General features: G+C 72.9%; 27 protein-coding genes. 11 read left to right on the forward strand and 16 right to left on the reverse strand.

Annotated features, from left to right (window positions below; translation table 11 throughout):
* Positions 1–10: 10 nt before the first annotated feature.
* The 5 genes from hisH to hisD all read right to left on the reverse strand — a co-directional run bounded on the left by hisH (position 11) and on the right by hisD (position 4001).
* A complete protein-coding gene (hisH, locus tag ACIRPH_RS02895) occupies positions 11–664 on the reverse strand; it encodes an imidazole glycerol phosphate synthase subunit HisH (RefSeq protein ID WP_402908505.1) in 654 nt (217 codons plus the stop codon).
* Positions 665–680: 16 nt separating this feature from the next.
* A complete protein-coding gene (locus tag ACIRPH_RS02900) occupies positions 681–842 on the reverse strand; it encodes a hypothetical protein (RefSeq protein ID WP_402908507.1) in 162 nt (53 codons plus the stop codon).
* Positions 843–1436 (reverse strand): imidazoleglycerol-phosphate dehydratase HisB, encoded by a 594-nt coding sequence (gene hisB, locus ACIRPH_RS02905; RefSeq protein ID WP_267945782.1) that lies wholly within the window; start codon positions 1434–1436, stop codon positions 843–845.
* A 71-nt stretch (positions 1437–1507) separates the two neighbouring features.
* The gene (locus ACIRPH_RS02910; RefSeq protein ID WP_402908510.1) at positions 1508–2605 is read right to left on the reverse strand and encodes a histidinol-phosphate transaminase; all 1098 of its coding nucleotides are present in this window, start codon (positions 2603–2605) and stop codon (positions 1508–1510) included.
* A 94-nt stretch (positions 2606–2699) separates the two neighbouring features.
* Entirely contained in the window at positions 2700–4001 is a 1302-nt protein-coding gene (gene hisD / locus ACIRPH_RS02915; RefSeq protein WP_402908512.1) for a histidinol dehydrogenase, read from the reverse strand.
* A gap of 248 nt (positions 4002–4249) precedes the next feature.
* Here hisD and ACIRPH_RS02920 point away from each other — a divergent pair, with 248 nt between their 5' ends.
* The 4 genes from ACIRPH_RS02920 (at position 4250) to ACIRPH_RS02935 (ending at position 8469) form a co-directional block, all read left to right on the forward strand.
* Complete coding sequence (locus tag ACIRPH_RS02920) at positions 4250–4810, forward strand: ferritin (RefSeq protein WP_267945785.1); 561 nt, start codon at positions 4250–4252, stop codon at positions 4808–4810.
* A 188-nt stretch (positions 4811–4998) separates the two neighbouring features.
* Positions 4999–5775 carry an LON peptidase substrate-binding domain-containing protein gene (locus tag ACIRPH_RS02925; RefSeq protein WP_402908515.1) on the forward strand — a complete coding sequence of 259 codons (777 nt, stop codon included), beginning with the start codon at positions 4999–5001 and terminating at the stop codon, positions 5773–5775.
* Between the two features lie 207 nt (positions 5776–5982).
* Positions 5983–6468 carry a Cys-tRNA(Pro) deacylase gene (gene ybaK / locus ACIRPH_RS02930; RefSeq protein WP_402908517.1) on the forward strand — a complete coding sequence of 162 codons (486 nt, stop codon included), beginning with the start codon at positions 5983–5985 and terminating at the stop codon, positions 6466–6468.
* A 141-nt stretch (positions 6469–6609) separates the two neighbouring features.
* Positions 6610–8469 carry an AMP-dependent synthetase/ligase gene (locus ACIRPH_RS02935; protein WP_402908519.1) on the forward strand — a complete coding sequence of 620 codons (1860 nt, stop codon included), beginning with the start codon at positions 6610–6612 and terminating at the stop codon, positions 8467–8469.
* Positions 8470–8487: 18 nt separating this feature from the next.
* On the opposite strand, the gene ACIRPH_RS02940 is transcribed toward ACIRPH_RS02935, so the two are convergent.
* The gene (locus tag ACIRPH_RS02940) at positions 8488–9189 is read right to left on the reverse strand and encodes a hypothetical protein (protein ID WP_402908521.1); all 702 of its coding nucleotides are present in this window, start codon (positions 9187–9189) and stop codon (positions 8488–8490) included.
* Between the two features lie 83 nt (positions 9190–9272).
* On the opposite strand from ACIRPH_RS02940, the gene ACIRPH_RS02945 reads away from it, so the two are divergent.
* Complete coding sequence (locus tag ACIRPH_RS02945) at positions 9273–9803, forward strand: DinB family protein (RefSeq protein ID WP_402908523.1); 531 nt, start codon at positions 9273–9275, stop codon at positions 9801–9803.
* Positions 9804–9926: 123 nt separating this feature from the next.
* A complete protein-coding gene (locus ACIRPH_RS02950; RefSeq protein WP_402908525.1) occupies positions 9927–10460 on the forward strand; it encodes a DinB family protein in 534 nt (177 codons plus the stop codon).
* A gap of 84 nt (positions 10461–10544) precedes the next feature.
* Here the strand turns inward: ACIRPH_RS02950 and ACIRPH_RS02955 are convergent, their stop codons facing one another.
* From ACIRPH_RS02955 to ACIRPH_RS02980, 6 genes are all read right to left on the reverse strand, one after another.
* The gene (locus ACIRPH_RS02955) at positions 10545–11354 is read right to left on the reverse strand and encodes a PadR family transcriptional regulator (RefSeq protein ID WP_402908527.1); all 810 of its coding nucleotides are present in this window, start codon (positions 11352–11354) and stop codon (positions 10545–10547) included.
* 150 nt (positions 11355–11504) lie between these two features.
* Entirely contained in the window at positions 11505–15068 is a 3564-nt protein-coding gene (gene dnaE, locus ACIRPH_RS02960; RefSeq protein ID WP_402908529.1) for a DNA polymerase III subunit alpha, read from the reverse strand.
* Positions 15069–15207: 139 nt separating this feature from the next.
* Positions 15208–15438, reverse strand: coding sequence for a DUF397 domain-containing protein (locus ACIRPH_RS02965; RefSeq protein ID WP_402908531.1), 231 nt, complete (start codon positions 15436–15438; stop codon positions 15208–15210).
* 222 nt (positions 15439–15660) lie between these two features.
* A complete protein-coding gene (locus ACIRPH_RS02970) occupies positions 15661–15918 on the reverse strand; it encodes a DUF397 domain-containing protein (protein ID WP_402908533.1) in 258 nt (85 codons plus the stop codon).
* Entirely contained in the window at positions 15915–16796 is an 882-nt protein-coding gene (locus tag ACIRPH_RS02975; RefSeq protein ID WP_402908535.1) for a Scr1 family TA system antitoxin-like transcriptional regulator, read from the reverse strand. Before ACIRPH_RS02975 ends, ACIRPH_RS02970 begins: the two co-directional genes overlap by 4 nt.
* A 346-nt stretch (positions 16797–17142) precedes the next feature.
* The gene (locus tag ACIRPH_RS02980) at positions 17143–18006 is read right to left on the reverse strand and encodes a hypothetical protein (protein WP_402908537.1); all 864 of its coding nucleotides are present in this window, start codon (positions 18004–18006) and stop codon (positions 17143–17145) included.
* A gap of 237 nt (positions 18007–18243) precedes the next feature.
* Here ACIRPH_RS02980 and ACIRPH_RS02985 point away from each other — a divergent pair, with 237 nt between their 5' ends.
* A complete protein-coding gene (locus ACIRPH_RS02985) occupies positions 18244–19548 on the forward strand; it encodes an endonuclease/exonuclease/phosphatase family protein (RefSeq protein WP_402908539.1) in 1305 nt (434 codons plus the stop codon).
* Between the two features lie 44 nt (positions 19549–19592).
* Here ACIRPH_RS02985 and ACIRPH_RS02990 read toward each other — a convergent pair whose 3' ends face one another.
* The 3 genes from ACIRPH_RS02990 to ACIRPH_RS03000 form a co-directional block, all read right to left on the reverse strand.
* Positions 19593–19943, reverse strand: coding sequence for a chorismate mutase (locus ACIRPH_RS02990; RefSeq protein ID WP_402908541.1), 351 nt, complete (start codon positions 19941–19943; stop codon positions 19593–19595).
* A 311-nt stretch (positions 19944–20254) separates the two neighbouring features.
* Entirely contained in the window at positions 20255–20911 is a 657-nt protein-coding gene (locus ACIRPH_RS02995) for a PaaI family thioesterase (RefSeq protein WP_402908543.1), read from the reverse strand.
* A 144-nt stretch (positions 20912–21055) separates the two neighbouring features.
* Positions 21056–21493, reverse strand: coding sequence for a GNAT family N-acetyltransferase (locus ACIRPH_RS03000; protein ID WP_402908545.1), 438 nt, complete (start codon positions 21491–21493; stop codon positions 21056–21058).
* Between the two features lie 59 nt (positions 21494–21552).
* Here ACIRPH_RS03000 and ACIRPH_RS03005 point away from each other — a divergent pair, with 59 nt between their 5' ends.
* The 4 genes from ACIRPH_RS03005 (at position 21553) to ACIRPH_RS03020 (ending at position 25642) form a co-directional block, all read left to right on the forward strand.
* Positions 21553–22410, forward strand: a complete 858-nt coding sequence (locus tag ACIRPH_RS03005; RefSeq protein ID WP_402908547.1) for a helix-turn-helix domain-containing protein — start codon at positions 21553–21555, stop codon at positions 22408–22410.
* A 295-nt stretch (positions 22411–22705) separates the two neighbouring features.
* Positions 22706–23407: an AzlC family ABC transporter permease gene (locus tag ACIRPH_RS03010; RefSeq protein ID WP_402909491.1), complete on the forward strand. Its 702-nt coding sequence runs from the start codon at positions 22706–22708 to the stop codon at positions 23405–23407.
* Positions 23404–23718, forward strand: coding sequence for an AzlD domain-containing protein (locus tag ACIRPH_RS03015; protein WP_402908549.1), 315 nt, complete (start codon positions 23404–23406; stop codon positions 23716–23718). The genes ACIRPH_RS03010 and ACIRPH_RS03015 overlap by 4 nt, the downstream gene beginning before the upstream one ends.
* Positions 23719–23959: 241 nt before the next feature.
* Positions 23960–25642: a thiamine pyrophosphate-dependent enzyme gene (locus ACIRPH_RS03020; RefSeq protein ID WP_402908551.1), complete on the forward strand. Its 1683-nt coding sequence runs from the start codon at positions 23960–23962 to the stop codon at positions 25640–25642.
* 69 nt (positions 25643–25711) lie between these two features.
* Here ACIRPH_RS03020 and ACIRPH_RS03025 read toward each other — a convergent pair whose 3' ends face one another.
* Positions 25712–26617 (reverse strand): LysR family transcriptional regulator, encoded by a 906-nt coding sequence (locus tag ACIRPH_RS03025; RefSeq protein WP_267945804.1) that lies wholly within the window; start codon positions 26615–26617, stop codon positions 25712–25714.
* Positions 26618–26625: the final 8 nt, after the last annotated feature.

Below are 26625 nucleotides of genomic sequence, written 5' to 3' on the forward strand. Positions count from 1 at the left end.
AAAACGTCGGTCAGAGGGTGGCGACCCAGTTGGCGAGCAGGCGGGCGCCCGCGTCGCCGGACTTCTCCGGGTGGAACTGGGTCGCGCACAGCGGTCCGTTCTCGACGGCGGCCACGAACGGCTCGCCGTGCTCGGCCCAGGTCACACTGGGCTCGCGGATGCGCTCGTTGTGCGGGGAGAACTCCCACTCGCGCACCGCGTAGGAGTGCACGAAGTAGAAGCGCTCCTCCGGGCCGATCCCGGCGAAGAGCCGCGTGTCCGCGGGAGGCCGGACGGTGTTCCAGCCCATGTGCGGCACGATGGGCGCGCGCAGGCGGTCCACGGTGCCGGGCCACTCGCCGCAGCCCTCGGACACCTGGTCCCCGGCCTCCGGGTCGGCCCGTTCCACGCCCCGCTCGAAGAGGACCTGCATCCCCACGCAGATGCCCAGGACGGGTCGGCCCCCGGCCACGCGCCGACCGATGATCCGGTCGCCGCCGGCCGCCCTGAGGCTGGACATGCAGGCGCTGAACGCGCCGACGCCCGGGACGACGAGGCCGTCCGCCTCCAGGGCGGCGTGCGGGTCGGACGTGACGGTGACGTCGGCGCCGGTGCGCTCCATGGCGCGCTGCGCCGAGCGCAGGTTGCCGGAGCCGTAGTCGAAGACGACCACTCGTGACGGCATGGGAACTGCCCTTCCTCTACAGGTAGCCCAGTCGGAGAGCGCCGGAGGCGACGGCGAGCACGGTGCAGCCGGCCAGGGCCACGGCGATGAGCCTGTTGACCTTCCACATCGCGTACGCGCCCCCGGCCAGGAACCCGCCCAGCACGACGAGGGCGATCCCCCACAGGTCGGCGTCCATCTACAGGGCGCCCTTGGTGGAGGGGATGCCGCTGACGCGCGGGTCCTTCTCCGTGGCGGAGCGCAGGGCGCGCGCCAGCGCCTTGAACTGGCACTCCACGATGTGGTGGGCGTTGCGCCCGTAGGGGACGCGCACGTGCAGGGCGACCCGCGCCTGGGCGACGAAGGACTCCAGGATGTGGCGGGTCATGGTGGTGTCGTAGTCGCGGCCGATGATCGGCGCCATGCCCTCGGGTTCGCTGTGGACCAGGTAGGGGCGGCCGGAGACGTCGACGGTCACCTCGGCGAGGGCCTCGTCGAGGGGCACCTTGGCGTCGGCGAAGCGGCGGATGCCGGCCTTGTCGCCGAGCGCCTCCCGGAAGGCCGCGCCCAGGGCCAGGGCGGTGTCCTCCATGGTGTGGTGCGAGTCGATGTGCAGGTCGCCCTCGGTGCGCACGGTCAGGTCGAACAGGCCGTGCTTGGCGAGCTGGTCGAGCATGTGGTCGAAGAAGCCGACGCCGGTGGAGACGTCGGCGACGCCGGTGCCGTCCAGGTCGATCTCGACCAGGACCTTGGTTTCCTTGGTTGCGCGTTCGACGCGCCCGATACGGCTCATGGTGACTCTCCCGGTGGTTCTGGCGGGTGCGGTGGGGCGGGTTCGGTGGCCGGCGGGTCCCGGCTGCGCGGTCAGCGGCCGGTCGCGCGGAGGAGCGCCGCCCGGAAGGCGGCCATCTCCTCGGGGGTGCCGACGGTGACGCGCAGCCAGCCCGGCGGGCCGACCTCGCGGATGAGGACCTGCTGGTCGAGCATCGCCTGCCACACCCGGGTGCGGTCCTCGAACTCACCGAACAGGACGAAGTTCGCGTCGGAGTCGGCCACGGCGAAGCCGTGCTCGCGCAGCCACGCGACGGCGGCGTCGCGTTCGGCGCGCAGGTCGTCGACGGCGCCGAGGAGCTCGTCGGCGTGGTCGAGCGCGGTGAGCGCGACCGTCTGGGTGACGGCGGACAAGTGGTAGGGCAGGCGGACCAGCTGGAGGGCGTCGACCACGGCCGGGTGCGCGGCCAGGTAGCCGACGCGGGCCCCGGCCAGGGCGAACGCCTTGGACATCGTGCGCGAGACGATCAGCCTGGGGTGGTCGGCCAGCAGGGTGAGCGCGCTGGGCGTGCCCGTGCGGCGGAACTCGGCGTAGGCCTCGTCCACGACCACGACCCCGGGCGCCGCCTCGGCGACGCGCGCGATGTCGGCGATGTCCAGGGCGGTGCCGGTGGGGTTGTTGGGCGAGGTGAGGAAGACCACGCTGGGTCGGTGCTCGGCGATCGCGGCCAGGGCGGTGTCGGTGTCGATCCGGAAGTCGGCGTCGCGCGGCACGGACACCCATCCCGTCCCGGTGCCCCGGGAGATGATCGGGTGCATCGAGTAGGACGGCTCGAAGCCCATGGCGGTCCGGCCCGGCCCTCCGAAGGCCTGGAGGATCTGCTGGAGGACCTCGTTGGACCCGTTGGCCGCCCACACGTGCGCGCCGGTCAGACCGTGGCCGAGGTAGGAGGCCAGGCCCTCGCGCAGGCGGACCGCGTCCCGGTCGGGGTAGCGGTTGAGGCCCAGCGCGGTGGCGGCGACGGCGTCGGCCAGGGCCCCGGCGAGGCGGGGCGAGGGCGCGTGCGGGTTCTCGTTGGTGTTGAGGACCACCGGCACGTCCAGTTGGGGCGCCCCGTAGGGCGAGCGCCCCCGCAGGTCGTCGCGGAGTGGCAGGTCGTTCAGTGTGAAGCTCACGGGTTCCACGCTCATGGTCGGTTGTGGGCGGGCGGGTGTGCGGGGCTCTCGCGGCCCGTGCGGCCGCGCGGTCCCCCGGCCCCTCCCGCCGGGCGGTCGGCCGCAGGGCTCAGGCCGTCACCGGGTGCGTGCGCGCGGCGACGGCCTCGCCGTGCGCGGGCAGGTCCTCGGCGTCGGCCAGGGTGATGACGTGGTGGGCGACGTCGGCCAGCGCGTCGCGGTCGTAGTCCACGATGTGCACCCCGCGCAGGAAGGTCTGCACGCTCAGGCCGCCGGAGTGGCAGGCGCAGCCGCCGGTGGGCAGCACGTGGTTGGACCCGGCGGCGTAGTCGCCGAGGGAGACCGGGGAGAAGTCGCCGACGAAGACGGCCCCCGCGTTGCGCACGCGCGCGGCCCGCGCGGGTGCGTCCACGGTCATGATCTCCAGGTGCTCGGCGGCGTAGGCGTCGACGACCGCGAGCCCGTGCTCGAGGTCGTCCACCAGGACGATGCCGGACTGCGGCCCGGACAGGGCCTCGCGGACGCGGTCGCTGTGCTTGGTGGCGGCGACGCGCCGCTCCAGGTGCCCGGTGACGGCGTCGGCGAGCGCCTCGTCCGGGGTGACCAGGACCGAGGCCGCGACGACGTCGTGCTCGGCCTGGCTGACGAGGTCGGCCGCGACGTAGTCGGCGTTGGCGGTGGAGTCCGCCAGGATCGCGATCTCGGTGGGGCCCGCCTCGGCGTCGATGCCGATGACGCCCTTGAGGAGGCGCTTGGCCGCGGCCACCCAGATGTTGCCCGGACCGGTGACCATGTCGGCGCGCTCGCACCCCTCGGCGCCGTAGGCGAACATGGCGATGGCCTGGGCGCCGCCGACCGCGTAGACCTCGTCCACGCCCAGCAGGGCGCACGCGGCGAGGATGGTCGGGTGCGGCAGCCCGCCGAAGTCGCTCTGCGGCGGCGAGGTGACCGCCAGGGAGCGCACACCCGCCTCCTGGGCGGGGACGACGTTCATGATGACGCTGGAGGGGTAGACGGCCCGGCCGCCCGGCACGTAGAGGCCGACGCGGTCGACCGGGATCCACTTCTCGGTGACGGTGCCGCCCGGGACGACCTGGGTGGTGTGGTCGGAGCGGCGCTGGTCCCGGTGGACCTTGCGGGCGCGGCGGATCGACTCCTCCAGCGCGGCGCGCACGGCCGGGTCGAGGTCGGCCAGGGCCGCCTCGATCGCCTCGGCGGGCACGCGGATGTCGGTGAGCCGGACGCCGTCGAAGCGCTCGGTGAGCTCGATCAGCGCCTCGGTCCCCCGATGGCGCACGTCCTCGCAGATGGGACGTACGCGGTCGGCGGCGGCCGCCACGTCCAGTTCTGCGCGCGGAAGGGCTTCGCGCGGGTCGCCTTGGGTGCCTCGGAGGTCGATTCGACTGATCACGGGCCCAGTCTAGGGGGCCTCGCGCATTCGGTGGGCTGCGGTGTCCGGATGATGGACACCACACCTTCGCGACCGGCGGGTACGCGATCGCGGCGACCTCGGCGGACAACCACCGCAAATACCGCGAATAAGTGTCGCCTAACTTTGGGACACCTAACCTAATTTAGCTTCAGAAAGGCTTGCCTAACAATGCGCGACGCGTTTTGGTGCGTTTCGTAAAACTCTAATCGATGGGTTATCGTAGGGCCATGACTTCGAACAAGAGCAGCGATATCGGCCTTTCCAAGTTCCACCGCCTCCTGGTCGACCAGGTACGGCACGAGTTCACGGCCTCGCACCAGTACGTCGCCATCGCCGCCTGGTTCGACGACCAGGACCTGCCCCAGCTGGCGCGGGTCTTCTACGAGCAGTCCCTGGAGGAGAGGGACCACGCGATGATGATCGTGCGGTTCCTTCTCGACAGCGACATCCAGTTCGCCCTCCCCTCCGTGGACGAGATCGAGACCGATTTCTCCACCCCCCGCGACCTGGTCGCCCTGGCCCTGCGCCAGGAGCGCGAGGTGACCGACCAGTTCCAGAGACTGGCCAAGGTCGCCCGCGACGAGGACGACTACACGGGCGAGCAGTTCCTCCAGTGGTTCATCCAGGAGCAGACCGAGGAGGTCGCCAAGATGTCGACGCTCCTCAACGTGGTGGACCGCGCCCAGGGCAACCTGTTCGACGTGGAGACCTTCGTGGCCCGCGACATGCCCAGCGAGGACAACGGGAGCCAGGGCGCTCCCGGCACCGCGGGCCCCGCGGTCTCCTGACCGGCGCGGCCCTTCGGCCACGCGGCCGCCCGGTGGGCGGCCGCGCCCCGTGCGGCCCGGGTCCGGTCGCCCGCTCCCGAGGGGGAGCCGGGCGCCGGGCCCGGGCCGCACGCGCGCCCGGACGCGCGCCCGGACGCGCCGACCCGTGCGACGCCGCCGCCCCGCCGGGAGGGAGGCATACTGGGGGCATGCCCGTGGCACTGCCGATCTTCCCGTTGAACACCGTCCTGTTCCCCGGTATGACCGTTCCCCTGCACGTCTTCGAGCGGCGGTACCGGGCCCTGGTCTCGGAGCTGCTCGGCCCCGCCCTCGCCCAGAGCGAGGTGACCGGGCACGACCGGGGACCGCGCCGGTTCGGCGTGGTGTGGATCGAGCTGGGACACGAGGTGGCCGCCGAGTCGGGCCAGGGCGCGGGCGGGGCCGACACGGGGGTGCCGACGATCGGCGGTCCGGGGACCTCGCTCCCCAGGGTGGCCGCCACCGGCTGCACCGCCCTGCTGCGCAACGTGCGCACCTACGACGACGGGCGCTACGACCTGGTGGTGGAGGGGGGCGCCCGGTTCGCGGTCACCGACCTGGCAGAGGTGGACGCCTCCTCCCCCGAGGTGTACTCGACCGCCTCGGTGTCGTTCCTGCCCGAGCCCCTCGGGCCCGACGCCGACGAGCACGCCGAGCACGTACGGGACCTGTTCGGGACCTACTCCCAGCGGTTGGCTTCGATCGGCATGTCGCCGGACGCCGCGCCCGAACTGCCCAAGGACCCCATCGCCCTGTCGTACTCCGTGGCCGCATCGGTCGTGCTGGACCAGGCGGAGAAGCAGCGGATGCTGGAGGCGGAGGACGCCGCGACACGGCTCGCGGTGGCGGCCAGGTTCCTGCGCCGGGAGAACCGCATCGTGGCGGCCCCCACCCTCCCCAACCTGCCCGCGGGCCCCTTCCTGAGCAACGGCGTCTCCTTCAACTGACCCGGGGCGCGGACGGCGATCCGCACCCGGCCACCGGAAGGCCCCTCCCTCCACGCAGGTCCTCCCGTCGGTCGCACGGGTCCGGGTCTAGCCTGCTGTACGGACAGGTGCGGCCGGCGCGGCCCGCCCGGGACCGGCCCGGACGCTTCGCGCGGACCGTCGACGCACATCCGCGCGCTCGCGCGCAGACAGGAACCAGGGATTGCGATGAGCGGAAAAGCCACACCCGCGACCGTGGCCGCCGGGCGGACCAAGACCACCTACACCCTGCACCCCTACGAGGCGGAGGGCGGCTCGGAGGGGAGCTCCTACGGAGCCGACGCCGCCGACGCGCTCGGGGTGCCCCGCGAGCACGTCTTCAAGACGCTGATCGCCGAGGTGGACGGGGTGTTCACGGTGGGGGTCGTCCCGGTGAGCACCTCGCTCGACCTCAAGGCGCTCGCCGCCGCGGTGGGCGGCAAGAAGGCCGCCATGGCCGACCCCGCCAGGGCCGAGAAGATCACCGGCTACGTCCGGGGCGGGATCAGCCCGCTGGGCCAGCGCAAGCGGCTGCGGACGGTGATCGACTCCTCGGTGAGGGATCTGGCCTCCGTCTACGTCTCGGCGGGGAGGCGCGGCCTGCAGATGGAGCTGCGCCCGAACGACCTGATCGCGCTCACCGAGGCGGTCACCGCCCCGATCGGCGCCGGCTGACACCGGCCCGGCCACGGGCGGCGGCCCGTACGGGGGCGGGGTGCGGGAGGTCTTCGCGCTGCCCTCCCCGCCGGGACGACGTCCGAATACGCCCTCGGAAGGGCTGTTGCCGGGCTGCCTACCCGGGGGTAGCTTTGCGCAATGGGCAACACATCCCCCTTCTCCTCCGTTCCCGGTATGTTCATCCACCGCGTCGCCGAGTCCGGTGACGCCGTGGCGTTCAGCCATCCCGTCCCCGACCCGGGCGGCGCTCCCGAGAAGTGGGAGACCCTCACCTGGTCCCAGACCCTCGACCGCGTGCGCGACCTCGCGCTGGGCCTGCACTCCCTGGGGGTGACCTCCCAGGCACGGTGCGCCATCGCCTCCGGCACCCGGATGGAGTGGATCCTCGCCGACCTGGCCATCCTGTGCGCCGGCGGCGCCTCCACCACCGTCTACCCCTCCAGCACCCCGCCCGACTGCGCCTACATCCTCTCCGACTCCGGCAGCATGGTGGTCTTCGCCGAGGACGCCGCACAGGTCGCCAAGCTCCTCGACCAGCGGGCGCAGATCCCCGGCGTGTCCAAGGTGGTCGTCTTCGACGGTGACGGGGACGGCGACTGGGTCATCACCCTGGACGAGCTGTCCGCGCTGGGCGCGGAGCTCCGGGAGGAGAGACCCGGCCTGTTCGACGAACTCGTCGCGGCGGTCCGGCCCGACCACCTGGCCACCCTCATCTACACCTCCGGCAGTACCGGAAGACCCAAGGGCGTGCGCCTGGACCACTCCAACTGGCTGTACGAGGCCCAGGCGGTCCAGGACCTGGACGAGGAGCTGCGCGGGCAGGGCTGGGAGATGCTCACCCCCGACGACGTCCAGTACCTCTGGCTGCCCCTGTCCCACGTCTTCGGCAAGCTCATGCAGGTCAGCCAGTTGCGGATCGGTTTCCGGACCGCCGTGGACGGCCGGGTCGACAAGATCGTGGACAACCTGGCGATCGTGCAGCCCACCTTCATGGCGGCCGCGCCGCGCATCTTCGAGAAGGTGTACAACCGGGTCGTCATGCAGGCCGCGGAGGGCGGCGCCGCCAAGTACCGGGTCTTCCGGTGGGCCGCGGGGGTCGCGGACCGGGTCGCCCGCGAGAAGGAGGAGGGGCGGACGCCCACCGGCCTGCTGGCCGTCCAGCACCGGGTGGCGGACCGGCTCGTGTTCTCCGGGCTGCGGGCGCGCTTCGGGGAGCGCCTCAAGTTCTTCGTCTCCGGCAGCGCCCCGCTCTCCCCCGAGATCGGCCGGTTCTTCTACGGGGCCGGGATCCTCATCCTGGAGGGCTACGGACTCACCGAGACCAGCGCGGGCACGTTCCTCAACCGGCCGGGTTCGGTCCGCTTCGGCACCGTGGGCCTGCCCATGCCCGGCACGGAGGTCAAGCTCGCCGAGGACGGTGAGGTCCTCATCCGCGGCGGGTGCGTGATGCGCGGCTACCACAACCTGTCCGGGGCCACCGAGGAGGCGCTCGGCCCGGACGGATGGTTCGCCACCGGCGACATCGGCGTCCTGGAGGGCGGACGCCTGCGGATCACCGACCGCAAGAAGGAGCTCATCAAGACGTCCGGCGGCAAGTACGTCGCACCGCAGGGGATCGAGAGCCGCTTCAAGGCGCTGTGCCCCTACGTGAGCAACCTGGTCGTGCACGGCGACAGGCGCCCCTACTGCACCGCGCTGGTGGCCCTGGACCCCGAGGCCATCGCCGTGTGGGCGGCCGAGAACGGGCTGGGCGCCCTCGACTACACGGAACTGACCGCGGAGCCCCGGGTGCGGCGGATGGTCCAGGAGGCCGTCGACGAGCTCAACAGGGGCCTGCCCCGGCACGAGACGGTCAAGAGGTTCACCGTCCTCCCCCACGACCTGACCGTCGAGGAGGGCGAGATCACTCCCAGCCTCAAGATGAGGCGGAGGACGATCGAGGCCAAGTACCGGCACCTCCTCGACGCCATGTACGAGGACGCGGTCCGACCCCTCTGAGGCGCACGCGGCCGGGGGTCAGCGCCCGGCGCCCTCCGGTCCGGGCGGGTCGTGCTCGACCGCGACCGGCGCACCGTGGCCGGGCGGCGCCGGGGGCCGCCCGCCGTCCTGCGGCGCCCGGTCCCCGTCCTCCTGCCCGACAGCTCCCCCCGCGGGCGGCGCGGGCGCGGGCGGGGGGACACCGGGCAAGTCGCGGCGCACGATGCTGACCGCGTCGAGCAGACCGTACTGGAGCACGAACACGAAGGGCCAGGCCACCAGGAACGCGGTCGCGTCCAACTGGAGCCCGGTCACGACCGTCGCGCCGGACTCCGCCGCCCCGACGGCGGCGTGGGCCCCGCCGTCCAGGGCCACCCCGACGCGCCAGGTGAGCAGGGCGCCCGCGACCGCGCCCAGGAAACCCGCGACCAGGACGGCCAGGCGCAGGTCCTGGAGGCGGCGCCGGGCCAGCGGGAACTGGACCATGTAGGCCGCGTACCCGGTGGCAAGGCCGGCGAGCGCGGTCATGACGACGAAGTAGCCCTCACCGGCGAACACGTCCTCGGTGGTACCAGTGAAGACCTGCCCGTCGCCCAGCGCGGTGCCCTCCGCGCGGGGCGCGAACTGCCACCACACCAGGCCCAGCAGCGCGCCCAGCAGAACCAGGGCCCCGAAGACGCACGCCCCCACGGCCAGCTGTCGTAGCGGCGCCGCCCCGTCCGCGCGGTTCTGCTCCGTCATCTCCCCAACTCTCCTCGCCCCGTCCCGGTCCCACCCCGGAAAACCAGTGGATACAGGGCATAGCCGGAACGGAGAATACCGGCATGAGCGACAAGAACAGCCCTCCGGCCGCACCCGCGTCCCGGCGTGTCGAACCTCCCCTGGCGGCCGACGAGCGCACCATGCTCACCAGCTACCTGGACGGGCAGCGCGCCACGGTCCACCTCAAGTGCGCCGGTCTGGCCTCGGAGCTGTCGGGGGCGGCCCCGCTCCCCACCTCTCCGCTGATGACCGTGGGCGGCCTCGTGTCCCACCTGCGGTGGGTGGAGGCGTTCTGGTTCGAGGTGGTGATGCTCAACCAGGCCGACCGGGCGCCGTACTCGCTGGAGGACCCGGACGCGGAGTTCCGCGTCGGCGCCGGGCTGCCGCTCACGGGGCTGCTCGACGAGTACGCGGCCCAGTGCGCGCGTTCGCGCGAGATCACCGCGAGGCTGGAGCTGGGGACGTCGGCCCGCCGTTCGCGGCCGCAGCCGACCCTGCGCTGGGTGCTCCTGCACATGATCGAGGAGACCGCCCGCCACAACGGGCACCTGGACCTGCTGCGCGAGCTCGCCGACGGCGTGACCGGGCAGTAGGACAGGACCGGGGCCGGGGCGCGCCCCCGAAGTCCTCCCCGCCCCCGGACCGGGCCCCGGATCGGGGCCGGCGCCTCCGGAAATGCGCTGGCGCGCGAGGGGCGCCGACCGGACAATACGGGGATGAACGACGAGAACGCTCCCCTGACCGCCCCCGGCCGCGTCGATCCGCCCATGGCGGCCGACGAGCGCACCATGCTCACGACGTGGCTGGAGTGGCACCGCGCCACGGTGCACGCCAAGTGCGTGGGCCTGTCCCCCGGGCACGCCTCAGCCACCCCGCTTCCGACGTCGCCGCTCATGAGCGTCGGCGCAGTGGTCTCGCACCTGCGCTGGGTGGAGCACGCCTGGTTCGAGAAGCTCCTGATGGGACTGCCCGAGAACGGGCACGCGACCCCCGGGGACCCCGACGCCGAGTGGCGGCGCGGCGGTGAGCTCCCCCTGGCCGTGCTGCTCGAAGAGTACGAGGCGCAGTGCGCGCGCTCGCGCGAGATCACCGCGGGGCTCGACCTGGACGCGGTGGCCGTCACCGCCCGGAAGGACGAGGATCCCACCACCCTGCGCTGGGTCCTGGTCCACATGATCGAGGAGACCGCCCGCCACAACGGACACCTGGACCTGCTGCGCGAACTCGCCGACGGCGTGACCGGCGAGTAGGGCGGGTCGGGGCCGGACCGCGGAGGGCCCGTGCCGACCGCTGGAAACCCAGGGTCGCGTTCACGGGCCCCCTGCGATGCCGACTCAGAGACCGGTGTCCTCCTCGGGGTCCGGTTCCGGGGCGGCGTCCTCCTCGGCCAGGATCAGGTAGAGGTTGCGCCGCGTCTCGGCCAGGATCCGCTTGGCGCGTTCCAGCTGGTCGTCGGTGCCCGCCTGGGCGACCTGGGCGGCGGCCGCCGCCAGCTGGTACGCCAGGCCGCCGATCTCCTCGTAGCGGGACCGGCTGTCGGCGTGGGCGTCCGCACCCGCCTCCCAGGGCGGGGTGAGCCCGGCGCCGTTCTCGTCCAGGTAGGCGATGCCCTCCTCCGTGAGCCGGTAGGGGCGGCGACGCCCCTCCCCCTCCTCCTGCGCGACCAGCCCCTCGTCCTCCAACTGCTGGAGCATCGGGTAGACGGACCCGGGGCTGGGCCGCCACATGCCGCCGCTGCGGTCGCGGCCCTCGCGGATGATCTCGTAGCCGCTGCGCGGCTCCTCGGCGATGAGCAGCAGGATGCCGGTGCGGACGTCGCCGCGCCGGGCCCGGCGCCCGTCGCCGCGACCGCCCCGGTGGCCGCCGGGACCGGGTCCGAAACCGCCGAACGGCCCCCCGAAGGGGAGCCCCGCACCTCCCCAGGGCCCGCCTCCCGGCGGGACGCCGGGGGGCGGCGGAGGCGGAGGCGGAGGCGGTCCGAACTGCGCCCGGTCACCGCCGTGCTCGTGCCCGTGCGGGTGGGGATGCGGGTGGTGGCCGGGGTGTGCGTCGGCCGGGTGCCGGTCCCAGGGAAGCCGCGCACGCTCGGAGCGTCCGCCGCGTGCGCCCCAGGACCAGGGGCCGGGAAGTGCCATGGCGCTCATGGTGTTCTCCTTCTATCGATACAGAGAGACTGTCTACTCTGTTCTGATAGCTCAAAGATATATCGTTAACTGTCCTCCGGCAAGCCCCGGACACAGAAGAATCCCCGTGGGCCGCACCGCGCGGCTCACGGGGATCCTGGTCGTTCGGGGTCAGTAGTCGACCGCGTACGCCCCCAGCAGGCTCTTCACCTCGCCGTTGAACTCCGGGGAGATCCGCACCGAGAAGCGGTCCACCGCGTAGATCCTCGACCGGACCGGGTTGTCCACCCTGATCCGCACCGGGGTCTCCCCCTTGTGCGTGGCCAGGACCTGGCGCAGGTCACCGACCAGCTCCGGGGTGAGGCGCTTCTCGTCCACGGTCAGCAGCACGGGCGGCTCGCCCTCGGTGATGTGCGAGATGTCCAGGATCGACATCTCCGAGGCGAACATCGACCACGTGCCGTCCCGGTCGTTCAGGCGGCCCTTGACCGTGACCGCCGTGTCCTCCAGCAGGGCCTCCACGTAGAGGGGGTAGGTCTTGGGGAAGAACAGCACCTCCATGGAGGCGTCCAGGTCCTCCACCGTGGCGATGGCCCACTGGTTGCCCGCCTTGTTGGTGCGCTTGTCCACCTTGGAGATCAGGCCGGAGATCCGCACCTCACCCCGTTCGCGGCTCAGGTCGCCCGCGACGATCTGCGCGATGGACGTGTCACGCGACCGCGCCAGGACCCGCTCGGCCCCCGCCAGCGGGTGGCTGGACACGTACAGGCCCAGCATCTCCCGCTCGAACGCCAGCTTGGTCTTGCGGTCCCACTCCTCGTCCCCCCAGTTGATGTTGAGGCCGATGGGGGTGGAGTCGCCGCCCTCCTCCGCACCGCCGAACAGGTCGAACTGGCCGTGCGCCTCCTGCTTCTTGGAGCTGATCATGCCGTCGACCGCGGTCTCGTGGTGGCGGTACAGCTCGCGCCGCGGCTGGCCGAGCGAGTCGAACCCGCCCGCCTTGATCAGCGACTCGATGACCCTCTTGTTGCAGGCCGCCAGCTCGATCTTGGCCAGGAAGTCGGTGAAGGACGTGTACTTGCCCTTCTCCGTGCGGGTCTTGACGATGGAGTTGACCACGTTGGCGCCGACGTTGCGGACCGCGCCCATGCCGAAGCGGATGTCCTTGCCGACCGGGGTGAAGCGCAGACCCGACTCGTTGACGTCCGGGGGGAGCACCTTGATGCCCTGGGACCGGCACTCCGCCAGGTAGACCGCCATCTTGTCCTTGTCGTCGCTGACCGAGGTCAGCAGCGCGGCCATGTAGGCGGCCGGGTAGTTGGCCTTGAGGTAGGCGGTCCAGTAGGAGACCAGCGCGTAGCCGGCGGCGTGCGACTTGTTGAACGCGTACCCGGCGAAGGGAAGCATGACGTCCCACAGGGCCTGGACGGCCTCCTTGGAGAACCCCCTCTCCATGGCGCCGGGGAAGAACTTGGCCTCCTCCTCCTCCAGAGCCTCCTTCTTCTTCTTGCCCATCGCGCGACGCATGAGGTCGGCGCCGCCCAGCGTGTAACCGGCCAGCTGCTGGGCGATGGCCATGATCTGCTCCTGATAGACGATCAGGTGGAAGGTCTCCTGGAGGATCGGCTCCAGGGCGTCCTTCAACTCCGGGTGGATCGCGGTGACCTCCTGGCGCCCGTTCGACCGGTCGGCGTAGTCGTTGTGCGCGTTCGCGGCCATCGGGCCGGGCCGGTACAGGGCGTTGACCGCCGCGATGTCACCGAACTTCTTCGGCTGCATCCGCTTGAGCAGGTTGCGCATCGCGCCGCCGTCCAGCTGGAACACGCCCAGGGTGTCGCCGCGTGAGAGGAGCTGGTAGGTCTTCTTGTCGTCCAGCGGAAGCTTGATGAGGTCGATGTCGACCCCTTCCGCCTCTTTGATGCTCTTGACCGCGTCGTCCATGATCGTCAGGTTGCGCAGGCCCAGGAAGTCCATCTTGAGCAGGCCCATGTCCTCGCACTGAGGATAGGGAAAGCCCGTGATGATGGCCCCGTCGTTGTCCCGCTTGTGCAGCGGGATGACGTCGAGCAGGGGTTCCTTGGACAGGATGACGCCCGCCGCGTGCACACCGGTGCCGCGGGTCAGGCCCTCGATGCCCCGCGCGGTCTCCATGACCTTGTTGACCTGCGGGTCGTTGTCGACCAGGCTGCGGAGCTCGGTCGTCTCCGAGTAACGCTCGTGCTCGGTGTTGAACACCGCGTCGAGCGGAATCTCCTTGCCTCCGACCGCGGCCGGGAACGCCTTCGTGATCTGGTCGCCCACCGAGTAGGGCATGCCCAGGATGCGGGTGGAGTCCTTCACCGCGGCCTTGGCCTTGATGGTGCCGAAGGTGAGGATCTGGGCGACGCGCTCCTCGCCGTACAGCCGCGTGACGTACTCGATCATCTCGCCGCGCCGACGCTCGTCGAAGTCCAGGTCGACATCGGGCATGGACACGCGCTCGGGGTTGAGGAACCGCTCGAACAGCAGGCCGTGCTCGAGCGGGTCGAGGTCGGTGATGCCGAGGACGTAGGCGATCATGGACCCGGCCGCCGAACCGCGCCCCGGACCCAGGGCGATCTTGCTCTTGCGCGCGTACTGGCAGATGTCGGCGACCACGAGGAAGTAGGCCGGGAAGCCCATCTCGTTGATGATCTCCAACTCGAACTCGACCCGCTTCTGGACCTCCTCGCCGGCCCCGTCCGGGTAGCGCGTCGGAAGCAGCCGCTGGACCTCCTTGGCCAGCCAGGAGGCCTGGGTCTCCCCCTCCGGCACCGGGAAGACCGGCATGAGGTCCCGGTGCTTGAACACGGCGTCATAGGCGTTGGGATCGATGCGCTCGGCGATGAGCAGTGTGTTCTTGCACCCCTGCTTCCACTCGTCGAAGTCGAGGATGCCGCGCATCTCGTCGGCGGTCTTGAGGTAGTAGCCCGAGCCGTTGAACCGGAACCGGGTGGGGTCGTCCAGGTTCTTGCCCACGCCCACCGCCAGCAGGGCGTCGTGCGCCGCCGCCTGGTTCTCGTACACGTAGTGGGAGTCGTTGGTGACCAGCGGCGGGATGTTCAGCTCGCGGCCGACCTTGAGGAGGCCGTCGCGGACCTCCTTCTCGATGCTCACACCGTGGTCCATCAGCTCCAGGAAGACGTTGTCCCGGCCGAAGATGTCCTGGAGCCCGGCCGCGTACTCGATGGCCTCCTTCTCCTGGCCCAGCCGCAGCCGCGTCTGCACGCCGCCCGACGGGCAGCCCGTGGAGACGATGATGCCCTCGTTGTACTCCTGCATGAGCTCCAGGTCCATGCGGGGCTTCATGTAGTAGCCCTCCATGGACGCCAGCGAGGACATCCGGAAGAGGTTGCGCAGCCCGGTCTCGTTCTGCGCCAGCATCGTCATGTGGAGGAAGCGGCCGCCGCCGGAGATGTCCTTGGCCCCCTCGGAGGAAGCGTCGTCCGAGGTGTTGGACCGCCCCCAGAACACGCGCTTCTTGTGGAACCGCGACTCGGGGGCCACGTACGCCTCGATGCCGATGATGGGCTTGACACCGGTGCCCTTGGACTGCTGGTAGAACTCGTAGGCGCCGAACATGTTGCCGTGGTCGGTCATGGCGACCGCCGGCATCCCCAACCGCGCCGCCTCCTTGAACAGGGGCTTCAACTTCGCGGCGCCGTCCAGCATCGAGTACTCGGTGTGGACGTGCAGATGGGTGAAGGAGTCGGCCATGGTTCGGGTGCCCCCATGAGGGTCGTAGGTCGGGTGGTATCTCCCGAGCCTACGACTTTCCCACGACGCTCGTGGCCCCCTGTGGACGACGGACCGGGCTCCGCACCTGCGGGCACGGAGCCGGGCGAATCCCTGTGCCCTAGATCACGATGCCGTTCTCACGGGCGTAGTGGCGGACGAACGCCTCCATCTCCGCCTTGGTGAAGCGCAGGGCCTCGGCTCCGGGGTTCTTGGAGTCCCGCAGGGCGACCACCCCGGAAGTGTCCGCGAAGAGAACGCACGACTCCTCGTCGCCGTCGTCGTCGCTGTTGCCTCCGCAGGGCTTCGCCCATGACAGCTCGCTCAGATCCAGCTCGTACAAGTCGCGCACCGACATCTCCTCAGCTCGTCACCGGCAACCGCTCGGCCACAGCCTGCGTGGTTATCGAGACGATGCCCCCGCACCCACGGCCGGACACCGACACCCGGCTCACAATGAGAGGGGCGCGGTCACAGTCGGGCACAGGGCTTGACGGCATTTCGGTCGCCCGCCCACAGGATGCCTGTGGCCGGGCCCGCCACTCCGGGCCGCACACCGAGGCACCGGAAGGAGTCAGTCCCGCCCGGCAGTCCTGAGAAAGGCGTTCCACGCCTCTGCTCCGAAGGAGAAGTGGCCCAGCCCGGGGTTCTCGGAGTCGCGCAGACGCATGCGGTGTCCGGCCTCGGACACCTCCACGCAATTGCCCCCCTGGCTGCCGCTGTACGAGGACTTCCGCCACTGCGGGGCCGGAGCCGTACGGTCGCGGACCTGGTCAACGCTGTGGCCGGACTCGCGCCGCCGATGCCCGTCCGAGTTGCACATCTCAGTCATAGTCCTCCCATGATGCCAGCGAGCAGTCCCCGGGTCTCCCGTGGGGACAGCCCCTGGGCACACAGGGTCATGAAGCTCTGGAGGACCGGCGTGACATCCTGTTTCAGGTTCGTCATCGCCGCTGTGCGCCGCCCTTCCACGTAGAGCAGGGGTGCGTCCTCGGCGAACGTGAGGATGCTGAACGAGCCGTCCAGCGCCGCGTGCTCCTCCACTCCGCTGGGCACGACCACGAACGTGACATACGGCCGCTGCGCGACCTCGATCAGATGTTCCAACTGCCGTCGCAGCACGTCCCGTCCGCCGATGGGCCTCCGGAGGACGATCTCGTCCACCACCACCCACATGAACGGCGGCTGTTTCCGTCCGAAGACCCCTTGCCGTCGGATTCGTGCCGCTACCTGTTCCTCGACCTCGTCCGCTCCGATGGGAGGGGTCCCGCAGCCCAGCACGGCGCGGGCGTACTCCGCTGTCTGGAGAAGGCCCGGGACGGCCTGCGTCTGGTACTCGTGGATGGCTGTGGCCTCGGCCTCCAGGTTGGCGTAGGGCCTGAACCACGGAGGGTACGGGCCACCCGTGTCCTCGAGAAGGGGCAGTATCCGTTGCAGGGCACCACCGGTCTTCAGCGCCCCGTCGCAGTACTCCGTGAACTTGGACGTGACCGTGCCGCCCTCTCGGGCATCCAACGGCGACCGCTTGGCCGTCTCGACCATGGAGACCATGGACTTCGAGTACGGGATGAGGTCGGCCAGCTGGGCCTGGGTCAACCCGGCGGCCTCACGGTGCCGCTTGAGTTCGGTGGCGTAGTACCTCAGCGCCGGCGAAGCCGCACGCGGCCCGGGCTCGGCTCCCTCTTCCGGGACAAGGTGCAGGTCGGTCATGGCGAACGCTCCGGCAGGCGCGGGGAGTGACGAGAGGTGCCGACCGTCGCGGCCGACTCTCCCAGCGTAGTTTCGCGACCGCCATCGGTTGAGGCATTCCACCGGCCCCGGTCACCGGGTCCACGCTCCTCCCCCTCCGCTCACGGTCGGCCAGGGCACGACCACGGCGGCCCGTAGGCCCGCGTCCCGGATCACGGCGCCGCTCCGGGGGCGGCGGGGCCCACCGCTCCCCGTGGTGTCCGGCCGCCCGGCCCCGGCGGATCGGGACGGCCGCCCGCTTCGGCGCCCCGACCCCGGGCCGAGACGCAAGAGGACGGGTTCGCCCGGGATCGGGGCCGGGCGGTGCTCAGGCGGCGCGGACACGGCCGGCGAGGGCGCGCAGCCAGGGCTCCCGGAAGCCGGGCTCGCCCGCCAGGACCCGGCGGAAGCGTTCCCTGGCCTCGGGGGTGCGCCCGTACCCGTGCAGGACGACCGCGCCGTTCAGGGCCGCGCGGGCCTCCTCGTCGCGCCGGGGCACGGTCACACCCGGGTCCGCCCAGCGGTGGCGCCGGAAGGAGTGCTCGACCTTGGGCTGGCTGTTGCCCAGATAGCACCACAGCCAACCGGGGACGGACACGTTGCGCACCGCGCGGGCCGGGAGCTCGCCCACCCAGTCGGCGTGCTGCTGCCAGCGCCAGGTCTTCGGGCTCGTCCTCCCCCTGGCGGTGACCCCCAGGTAGCGGACCTTCGTCCGGATCACGTTCCAGGCGGCGCGCTCGTCGTCGATCCAGTCCCGCAGCTCCCGGTGGAGGTTCCCGAAGGTGGAGCCCGCGGCGACCAGGTCGACGAGGACCACGGGTCGCCTGCGGCCCGCCAGCCCCACCGGGGACAGCCCCGCGTCGGCCAGGTTGACGCGCAGCTGCCGCCGCTCCTGCGGAGTGGTCGCCCGCCCCTCGTACCCGTAGAGGGACAGCGGCAGGCGGTGCAGGCGCTCGGCGTCGGCCGTCCCCGCGAGGACCCCGCCCAGCAGGTCGTACAGGCTGTCGGGAGAGCGGCCGACGAAGAACAGGTCTCCGTCGGCGCTGCGCGCGACGACCTTCGCCGCGCACTCGGTGAGTTCGGCGACGTAACCGGGGTCGCACTCCTCGGACCCGTCTCCGACGAGGGACCCCAGCCGGTCGCCGCCCGCCACGTTCCAGCGGAAGGGGCGGACGGGTTCGATCTGGTCCATGGCCCCATGGAACCAACCGCCGGCCCTGCGGCCAAGCGCTTTTCCGGGTGCCGGGGCCCAGGGCCCGCGCCACCCGCGCCACCCGCGCCACCCGCGCCACCCGCGCCACCCGCGCCACCCGCGCCACCCGCGCCCGGTGGACCGCCCGGGTCCGCCTCCGGTTCACCCCGGCCTGTTACCCTCCCGCGGTCGGGGTGGCGGCACCGCCCCCCGTTCCCCCGGTGAGAGGATGCCTCCATGCTCCCGTCCGTGAACCGCGCCCCCCGGCCCGGGGCCCCGACCGGCCCGGCCCGACGCCGCGTGGCCTCCACCGCCACGCTCGTCCTCGCGGCGTCGGCCCTGGTGGCGGCACCCGCCTCGGCTGCGGAGTCGCCGTCCGTCCCCGGACCTCCCGGCCCGCACCAGGTCCGGTTCGCGACGTTCAACACCGCCCTCGAGCGCCCCGGGCAGGGGGCCCTCGCGGCCGAGCTCGCCACCCCGGACAGCGAGCAGGCCCGCAACGTCGCGGAGATCATCCAGCACGTACGGCCCGACGTGCTCCTCGTCAACGAGTTCGACCACGACGAGGAGGGCGAGGGCGCCCGCCTGTTCCAGGACAACTACCTCTCCGTCGGCCAGAACGACGCCGAGGCCATCGACTACCCGTACGTGTACACCGCCCCGGTCAACACGGGCGTGCCCTCGGGCGCGGACCTCGACGGGGACGGCCGGGCGGTGACGGAGCCCGGAACCCCCGGCTACGCCGAGGACGCGCTCGGCTACGGCGCCTTCCCCGGCCAGTACGGGATGGTCGTGTACTCGATGTACCCGATCGTCACCGAGCGGGTGCGCACCTTCCAGACCTTCCGCTGGGCGGACATGCCGGACGCGCTGCTGCCCGCCGACCCCGCGACCGGCGGACCGTACTACTCCGACGAGGCGCTGGAGGTCCTCCGCCTCTCCTCCAAGAGCCACTGGGACATCCCGGTCGACACGGGGAGGGGGCGCCCGATCCACCTCCTGGCCAGCCACCCCACGCCGCCGGCCTTCGACGGGCCCGAGAGGCGCAACGTCCTGCGCAACCACGACGAGATCCGCTTCTGGGCCGACTACGTCACCCCGCGCGCGGGCTCCTACATCTACGACGACGAGGGCCGGAGGGGAGGCCTTCCGGTCGGCGCACCCTTCGTCATCGCGGGCGACCTGAACGCCGATCCCCACGACGGGGACGGCCACCCCGGCGCGATCGCACGCCTCCTGGAGCACCCGGGGATCACCGACCCCCGCCCCTCCAGCCAGGGCGGCAGGGGCGCCGCCCAGCGCCAGGGCGGCGCGAACGAGGGCCACGCGGGCGACCCGGGCCTCGACAGCGCCGACTTCACGGACGAGCCGGGGCCGGGGAACCTGCGCGTGGACTACGTGCTGCCCTCACGGATCGTCCCGGTCCGCGGGTCGGGGGTGTTCTGGCCGACCGTGGACGACAGCCTCTTCCGCCTGACGGGCGACTACCCGTTCCCGAGCTCCGACCACCGCCTGGTCTGGGTGGACCTGGTCCGCCCCTGAGCCGCCGTCCCGGGCGCGGGCGTCCGGGGCGGCGACCCGCCCGCTCACGCCCGGGCCGGGCCCGCCCTCCGGGCTCCCGCCTCCTCCTCGGCCGCGGAGAGCCCGGCGCTGATGACGCTGTCCATGATCTCGGCGATCCGGCCGGGGCCCAGGCGCGGGGCGTGGCGGGCCATCCGCTCGACCAGCGCCCGCTCGCGGTCGGCGTCGCGGCCGGCGAAGTACCCGACCGGCTTGAGCCTCTGCACCTGGGCGGCGACCAGCGCCCGCCGTTCGAGGAGCGCGGCCAGCTCGGCGTCCAGGCGGTCGATGCGCCCGCGCAACAGGGCGATCTGCTCCTCCGGCGCGGCCGGGGGGACGCCGGGCGCGGGCTCGGGGATGGCGGACGGGTGGTTCACGGTGGCCTCCGACGGGACGCGTCCACGGACGCGGGTGCGGTGCGGCCGTACGTCCCGCGGGAACGGGCGTGACACGTGCTGGGGCGTCGGCCGCCTGGAAAACGGAAGAGCACCGGGGCTCCCGCCCGGGTGCTCTGCTGCCGACGTTCCCTGTTCCGCCTACGTGGAAGCGGCCGACGGGCTCGTCGGCCTGCTAAACACGCACGTGCGGTGGGTCACGGGCGCCATCCTACCGCGTCCGCCCCTCGCACGGGCGGGGGCGGCCCGTACCGGGGTACGGACCGCCCCCGGGGCCGTGTCCCGCGTGCCGGTCAGGGCACCTCGACGCGCACCATGAGGGCGGTCGCCTCGGCCGTGACCTCGCCGTTGACGCGGATCTCCCCGGTGACGTACACCTTGCGCCGCTCGGTGCCGGTCACCCGCGCGACGACCTCCAGGGGCGTGAAGAGCGGCGTGGGCTTGCGGTAGTCGACCTCCAGCCTGGCGGTGAGGCCGGGCGAGGTCGCGAGGGAGGAGGCGGAGCCGACGGCCTGGTCCAGCATGGCGGCGATCCAGCCGCCGTGGACGAGTCCGGGCGGGCCCTGGTAGACGGTGTTGAGGGTGACCTCGCCGCGCACCCCCTCCTCGGTCACGTCCAGGAACAGCGGCGGGGCCGCGGGGTTGGTGTCACCGGACACCACGTTGGTGATGGTCCCGTACTCGGTGTCGCCGCCGGGCAGCTCGCGCAGGACCATGGTGCCGATCTGTCTGCGGGCCACGTTGAGCCTGCCGGTGAGGCCCTCCACGGTCGCCGCGGCCTCGGCGAGGGTGGCGCCGTCGGCCTCGGTGTTGGCGACGGCGTCGATGAGGTCGTGGACACGCGCCACCAGGGAGCGCAGCTCGGAGGGGATCTCGGCCTGCTCGACCACGGGGAGGCCGAAGGCCCGGGGGTCCGGCCGCTCGATCGCCGGCTGCGTGTTGACCGTCATGTATTCCTCGTCGGGTCGGTGTGGGCACGGGTGGTGGGGGCACCGATGTCGAACCGAATCCTACTCGGTAGTATTCCGGCCGCACCCCGTCCGGCCGTGCGCTCCCCGTCACACCGCACCGGGACGGGGAGCACGGTCGCGGCGTCAGGCCAGGTCGCGCACCATGTGCAGGTGGGGGATCCCGGCGTCCAGGAACTCGTCGCCGTGGGCCGTGTAGCCGAGCCGCGCGTAGAAGCCCAGCGCGTGGGTCTGCGCGTGCAGCTCCACCCGGGCGAGCCCGCGTTCGCGCGCCCGCTCCTCCACCGCCCTGACCAGGGCGGCCCCGGTTCCGTTCCCCCGCCCCTTGGGCAGCACGGCCAGCCTCCCCAGGAGGCCCGCGCCGTCGCCCTGGTCCACCAGCCTGACGGTGCCGACGGGGACCCCGTCGGTCAGCGCGAGGAGGTGGACGGCGGCGGTGTCGCGCTCGTCCCACTCCTCCTCGACGGGGACCTGCTGCTCGGAGACGAACACGGCGCCCCGGATGACGAACACGGCGGCACGGTCGCGCTCGTCCCGTGCCAGTCGGATCTCGGTCGTAGTCATCCCCGAAGGTTAGCCCCGGGCACGGCCCGCCCCGCGGGGAGGCCCCCTAACCTGTGGGTATGGGCATGCCCAGCACCACACACCCCGGCGTGGACGACCCGGGCACGGAGAGCGCGCGCTACTGGCGCTTCTCCGGACTGCCCGGCACCGAACTCCTCACCGCGCGCTTCGTCACCACCTCGTTCACCCGGCACACCCACCCCACCTACACCATCGGCGTGATCACCGGCGGCATCGAGGAGTACTCCCACTCGCGCGGCAAGGCCCGCGTGGGCCCCGGCGGCCTGGCGGTGGTCGGCCCCGGGGAGGTGCACACCGGCCACGCCGGCGTCCCCGAGGGCTGGGGGTACCGGGTGTTCTACCCGTCCCCCGAGGTCGTGGAGGACATCGCCCGCGAACTGGGGATGCGCGGCACCCCCTGGTTCACGGAGTCGGACATCCACGCGCCCGAGGCCGCCCGTGTCCTGGCCTCCGCCCACGTGGCCGCCGAGCACGGCGACCGCCTGACGTCCTCGGCCCTCGCGCGGCGGGGCCTGGGCATGCTGCTGCGCTCCCACGGCCGGGAGCGGGCCGCCGATCCCGCCCCGCACGCCGCGCGCCCCGAGGTGGCGCGGGCCAGGGAGGTCCTCTCCTCACACCTGCTCGACCCGCCGACCCTGGACGAGCTCGCCGCCCGGCTGGGGATCGGGCCGTTCGCCCTGTCCCGCGCCTTCCGGGCCGCGTACGGGCTGCCCCCGCACGCCTACCTCAACCAGGTGCGGGTGGACCGGGCCAGACAGCTCCTCCTCGCCGGCCGCCGGGCGGCCGAGGTGGCGACCGAGGTCGGTTTCGCCGACCAGGCCCACCTGACGCGCCACTTCAAGCGCCACCTGGGCGTGCCGCCCGGCGCCTACCAGCGCGCCCTGCTCACCCCCTGACCCGAGGCCCCGCCCGCGCCGCCCGCCTCCGGAGGGCGGAGGACCCGGCCCGCCCCTCCGTCCGCGCCCCGGGCCGCCGCCCGGCAGGGGCAGAACGCCGACGCCCGCGTGCCTCCCGTAGCCCCTCCGCGCCCTCCCCGGCGCCGCGCGGGTCGCGGCCCGCGGCCCGCGACCGCGGGGGCGCGCCTCCCGGGCAAGAACGTTCAAGACGGCGCGCGCCCGCCCCCCTAGCGTGGGCGCCGTGAAATCCTTCTCTCTCCGTTCGCACCTCCGCTCGGCGGCGGTACGCGACAGCATGGGGATCGGCGTGGCCGTGGGCGCCGCCGGTCTCGCTTTCGGGACCGCGGCGGTGGCCGCGGGCCTCTCACCGGCCCAGTCCGTGTTCATGAGCCTGTTCATGTTCACGGGAGCCTCGCAGTTCGCCCTGGTCGGCGTGGTCGCGGGCGGCGGAAGCCTGGTCGCCGGGGCGGCGGGCGCACTGCTCCTCGGCGCCCGCAACACGCTGTACGGTCTGCGGCTGGCCGACGTCCTCGGATGGCGGGGCGCGCGCCGCGCCCTGGCCGCGCACGGGGTGATCGACGAGACCACCGCGGTCACACTGGTCCAGCCGGACCGGGAGTCCGCGCGCACCGCGTTCGTCACGACCTACGCGGTGCTGGGCTCCTTCTGGGTGGCGACCACCCTGGTGGGGGCGCTGGCGACGGAGCGCGTGAGCGACATCGGCGCGTTCGGCCTCGACGCGGTGGGCCCGGCGATCTTCCTCGCTCTGCTGTGGCCCCGTCTCCGCGAGGGCGGGGCCCGGACCTGGCTGATCGCCGGAGCCGGAGCCGGACTGGCCCTGGCCGCCACCCCGCTGCTTCCCGCCGGGGTGCCGGTGCTGCTGGCCGCCTCGGCCGCGCTGATCGCGCTCGCGGGCCCTTCCGCCGACCCGCCCGCCCCGACGGTCGCGCAGTCCCCGTCCGGCTCGGGGACCACCTCGCGGGAGGCCCGGCCATGACCCTGTGGATCGCCCTCGTCGCCACCGCCGCCGGCTGCTACCTGCTCAAGTACGCGGGTCTGGCCGCTCCGCGGCGGCTCCTCGACGACCCGTGGCTGCGGCGGTTCGCGACCGCCGTCCCCATCGCCCTGCTGGCCGCGCTGATCGCGGTGGAGGCGCTCCGCGGCGAGGGCCAGTCCCTGGCCTGGGACACCGCGCGGATGGGCGGTCTGGGCGCCGCCGTCCTCGCCCTCGTCCTGAGGGCGCCGTTCCTCGTCGTGATCGTCGCGGCCGCGGCCGTCACGGCCGGCCTGCGCGCGCTGGGGCTCTGACACGCCGGGCCGGGGAGCGCTCCCCGGCCCGGCCTCCGCCGCCCCCTCGCCGTGGCCCGGCCCGCCCACCGCTCCGCGTCCGGCCCTTCCGCCACCGTCGGAACAGGCGCGCACCACCGCCTCCCGCCTCCGCGCCCGTCCTTGACCGTCCCGTGACCGCCTGTCAGAGTCGGCCGCATGCGCCCGGCCGATCCCGGGCGCGCCGAGTGGACCTTGCGACGATGGAAGGGATCCCACCCCCATGGCCACAGCCGCCGACCGCACCCCTCCACCCACCGACACCGCCGCCCACGCGGTGGTGGAGGTCCTCGCCTCCGCCGGGATCAGACGGTGCTACACCGTCCCCGGGGAGAGCTTCCTCGAACTCGCCGACGCCGTCGACCGGCATCCCCTGATGCGGCTGGTGTCGACCCGGCACGAGAACGGCGCCGGGTTCATGGCGGAGGCCGAGGCCAAGCTGACCGGGACACCGGCCGTGGCCGCGGCCACCCGGGGGCCCGGGGCGTCCAACCTGGCGGTGGGCGTGCACACCGCGATGCAGGACTCCACGCCGATGATCGTGTTCCTGGGGCAGGCGGAGACCGACCGGCTGGGCCGGGAGGCCTTCCAGGAGGTGGACCTCACCGCGTTCTACGCCCCCATCACCAAGTGGTCGACCACCGTGCACAGGGCCGACCGGCTCGCGGAGGTGACCGCCAGGGCGGTCCGCGTCGCCACCACGGGCCGTCCGGGGCCGGTGGCGATCGCGGTGCCCGGCGACCTGTTCGGCCGACGGGTGGGACCGCAGGACCCGCCGCGCCCGCACGTGGTCCCCCGCCCTCCCCTGGGGGAGGAGGCCCGTGACCGGCTGGCCGCGTGGCTGACCAGGGCGGTCCGCCCGGTGATCGTCGCGGGCGGGGGCGCACGCGCGGCCCGGGAGGACCTGGTCCGGGTGGCCGAGCGCTTCGGCGCCGGGGTGTACGCCTCGTGGCGGCGCCAGGACGTGTTCCCCAACGACCACCCGCTCTACCTCGGCCACCTGGGCCTGGGCTGCCCCAAGCCCGTGCTCAACGCCCTGACGGAGGCGGACGCGGTGCTGGTGGTCGGGTGCCGGATGAGCGAGACCACCACGCAGGGGTACCGGCTGCCCGACCCGGCGAGGGCACGGGTCGCGCAGATCGACATCGACCCCGGCCAGGTGGGCGCCACCGCCGACCTGTGGTTCGGTGCGGTGGCCGACGCTCGCGAGGCGCTGCGCGAGCTGGCCGGGGCCCCCGTGCAGGCCCCCTACCGCGACTGGAGCGCGGCCCGCCGGAGGTGGGTGGACAGCACGGTCCCGCCCGCCCACGCCGGGGACCACGCGGGCCGGGGCCTGCACCCGTGGGCGGTGGTCTCGGCCATGCGCGCGGCCCTGCCCGAGGACGCCCTGGTCACGAACGACGCGGGCAACTTCGCGACGTTCCTGCACCGGGGCTGGTGGTTCCGGCACCCCTCCACCCAGTTGGCGCCCACCAGCGGGGCCATGGGCTACGCCGTGCCGGCGGCGGTGGCGGCCAAGATCGCCGCTCCCGACCGGACCGTGGTGGCCGTGGCCGGCGACGGAGGCGCGCTGATGACCGGCCAGGAGCTGGAGACCGCGGTGCGGGAGGGCGCGGCGGTGACCGTGGTGGTGTTCCAGAACGGGCTCTACGGGACGATCGCCATGCACCAGGCCAGGGAACTGGGGCGCATCGCGGGGACGCGGATCAGCGGCCCGCTCGACCTGGCCGGGTACGCGCGGTCCCTGGGGGCCCGGGGTGCGACCGCCCACACCCGTGAGGAACTGGAGAAGGCGCTGGCCGAGGCGGTCGGCGCGGACCTTCCGACACTGGTCGACGTCCGGACCGACCCGGAGGTGATCAGCCCGTCCGCGACCCTGTCCGGCCTGTTGGGCGGGGACCGGTAGCGGGCTCCCCGCCGCGCGGCGCGTCCGCGCGGCGGGGCGGCCGGTCCGCGTGCCGCCCGGGCCCCGGCCTCAGTCCGCGTAGGCGGCCGCGGCCTCACGCAGGGCGCGGACGGCGGCCCGGATCGCGGGGCGGCGCGAGGCGTCGGTGCGCCAGAACGCGTACACCTGCCGGACCAGCGCGGGCTGTACCGGCACCACCCGCACCCCGTCCGGCAGGGGGCCCCGGCCCAGCCGGGGCATGACGGCGGCTCCGATCCCGGCGGCGATGAGCGCCAGCTTGGTCTGGTGCTCCTCGACATTGTGGATGACGCGGGGCTCGCCTCCGCGCGCCCGGATCATGCCGTGGAGCCAGTCGTCGCAGATCGACCCGCGCGACCAGCTGATCCAGGGCAGGTCGAGGATCTCCTCCGGTTCGAGGAGCTCGCGGTGGGCGAGGGGGTGGTCGGCGGGCAGGGCGATGTCGCCGACGTCCTCCAGCAGCGGCGCCCGGCTCATCCCCGCGGGCAGGGCCAGCGGGGAGCCGACCCAGTCGATGACCATGGCGAGGTCGGCGTCGCCCCGGGCCATCGAGGGCACGCTCTCGTGGGGCTCCTCCTCGTGGAGCTCCACCTGGAGGCCCGGGTGCGCCTCGCGCAGGGAGGTGAGCGCGTGGGGCAGGAGCCCCCGGACGGCCGTGGGTGTGGCGCTCAGGCGCAGGTGGCCCGTGACGTCGTCGCGGTGCGCCTCTAGGTCCGCCTCGGCCCGGTGGACCAGGGAGAGGATCTTCGCGGTGTGCTCGACCAGGAGCTCGGCCGCGTCGGTGAGGCGTACGCCCCGGCCGTTGCGTTCGACGAGGGGCTGGCCCACCTCGCGTTCGAGCTTGGTGAGCTGCTGGGAGACGGCGGAGTTGGTGACGTGGAGGGCCTCGGCGGCGGCGGTGAGGGAGCCGTGCGTCGCGATGGTGTGGAGGACCCGGAGACGGTCGACGCTGAGCATGTAAGCAA

Source organism: Nocardiopsis sp. NPDC101807 (genome assembly GCF_044766605.1).
In the GTDB taxonomy this organism is placed as follows: Bacteria; Actinomycetota; Actinomycetes; order Streptosporangiales; family Streptosporangiaceae; genus Nocardiopsis; species Nocardiopsis tropica.

Excerpts from the sequence above, each read along its gene's own strand:
- hisB (WP_267945782.1), bottom strand. The coding sequence starts at position 1,436 with ATGAGCCGTATCGGGCGCGTCGAACGCGCAACCAAGGAAACCAAGGTC.
- ACIRPH_RS02955 (WP_402908527.1), bottom strand. The coding sequence starts at position 11,354 with ATGAGCGCCATGGCACTTCCCGGCCCCTGGTCCTGGGGCGCACGCGGC.
- ACIRPH_RS02900 (WP_402908507.1), bottom strand. The coding sequence starts at position 842 with ATGGACGCCGACCTGTGGGGGATCGCCCTCGTCGTGCTGGGCGGGTTC.
- ACIRPH_RS02985 (WP_402908539.1), top strand. The coding sequence starts at position 18,244 with ATGCTCCCGTCCGTGAACCGCGCCCCCCGGCCCGGGGCCCCGACCGGC.
- ACIRPH_RS02940 (WP_402908521.1), bottom strand. The coding sequence starts at position 9,189 with ATGACGGAGCAGAACCGCGCGGACGGGGCGGCGCCGCTACGACAGCTG.
- ACIRPH_RS02970 (WP_402908533.1), bottom strand. The coding sequence starts at position 15,918 with ATGACTGAGATGTGCAACTCGGACGGGCATCGGCGGCGCGAGTCCGGC.
- ACIRPH_RS03010 (WP_402909491.1), top strand. The coding sequence starts at position 22,706 with ATGGGGATCGGCGTGGCCGTGGGCGCCGCCGGTCTCGCTTTCGGGACC.
- dnaE (WP_402908529.1), bottom strand. The coding sequence starts at position 15,068 with ATGGCCGACTCCTTCACCCATCTGCACGTCCACACCGAGTACTCGATG.
- ACIRPH_RS02975 (WP_402908535.1), bottom strand. The coding sequence starts at position 16,796 with ATGACCGACCTGCACCTTGTCCCGGAAGAGGGAGCCGAGCCCGGGCCG.
- ACIRPH_RS03015 (WP_402908549.1), top strand. The coding sequence starts at position 23,404 with ATGACCCTGTGGATCGCCCTCGTCGCCACCGCCGCCGGCTGCTACCTG.
- ACIRPH_RS03020 (WP_402908551.1), top strand. The coding sequence starts at position 23,960 with ATGGCCACAGCCGCCGACCGCACCCCTCCACCCACCGACACCGCCGCC.
- ACIRPH_RS02920 (WP_267945785.1), top strand. The coding sequence starts at position 4,250 with ATGACTTCGAACAAGAGCAGCGATATCGGCCTTTCCAAGTTCCACCGC.
- ACIRPH_RS02980 (WP_402908537.1), bottom strand. The coding sequence starts at position 18,006 with ATGGACCAGATCGAACCCGTCCGCCCCTTCCGCTGGAACGTGGCGGGC.
- ACIRPH_RS02945 (WP_402908523.1), top strand. The coding sequence starts at position 9,273 with ATGAGCGACAAGAACAGCCCTCCGGCCGCACCCGCGTCCCGGCGTGTC.
- ybaK (WP_402908517.1), top strand. The coding sequence starts at position 5,983 with ATGAGCGGAAAAGCCACACCCGCGACCGTGGCCGCCGGGCGGACCAAG.
- ACIRPH_RS02925 (WP_402908515.1), top strand. The coding sequence starts at position 4,999 with ATGCCCGTGGCACTGCCGATCTTCCCGTTGAACACCGTCCTGTTCCCC.
- ACIRPH_RS03000 (WP_402908545.1), bottom strand. The coding sequence starts at position 21,493 with ATGACTACGACCGAGATCCGACTGGCACGGGACGAGCGCGACCGTGCC.
- ACIRPH_RS02910 (WP_402908510.1), bottom strand. The coding sequence starts at position 2,605 with ATGAGCGTGGAACCCGTGAGCTTCACACTGAACGACCTGCCACTCCGC.
- ACIRPH_RS02935 (WP_402908519.1), top strand. The coding sequence starts at position 6,610 with ATGGGCAACACATCCCCCTTCTCCTCCGTTCCCGGTATGTTCATCCAC.
- ACIRPH_RS03005 (WP_402908547.1), top strand. The coding sequence starts at position 21,553 with ATGGGCATGCCCAGCACCACACACCCCGGCGTGGACGACCCGGGCACG.
- ACIRPH_RS02995 (WP_402908543.1), bottom strand. The coding sequence starts at position 20,911 with ATGACGGTCAACACGCAGCCGGCGATCGAGCGGCCGGACCCCCGGGCC.
- hisH (WP_402908505.1), bottom strand. The coding sequence starts at position 664 with ATGCCGTCACGAGTGGTCGTCTTCGACTACGGCTCCGGCAACCTGCGC.
- ACIRPH_RS02950 (WP_402908525.1), top strand. The coding sequence starts at position 9,927 with ATGAACGACGAGAACGCTCCCCTGACCGCCCCCGGCCGCGTCGATCCG.
- ACIRPH_RS03025 (WP_267945804.1), bottom strand. The coding sequence starts at position 26,617 with ATGCTCAGCGTCGACCGTCTCCGGGTCCTCCACACCATCGCGACGCAC.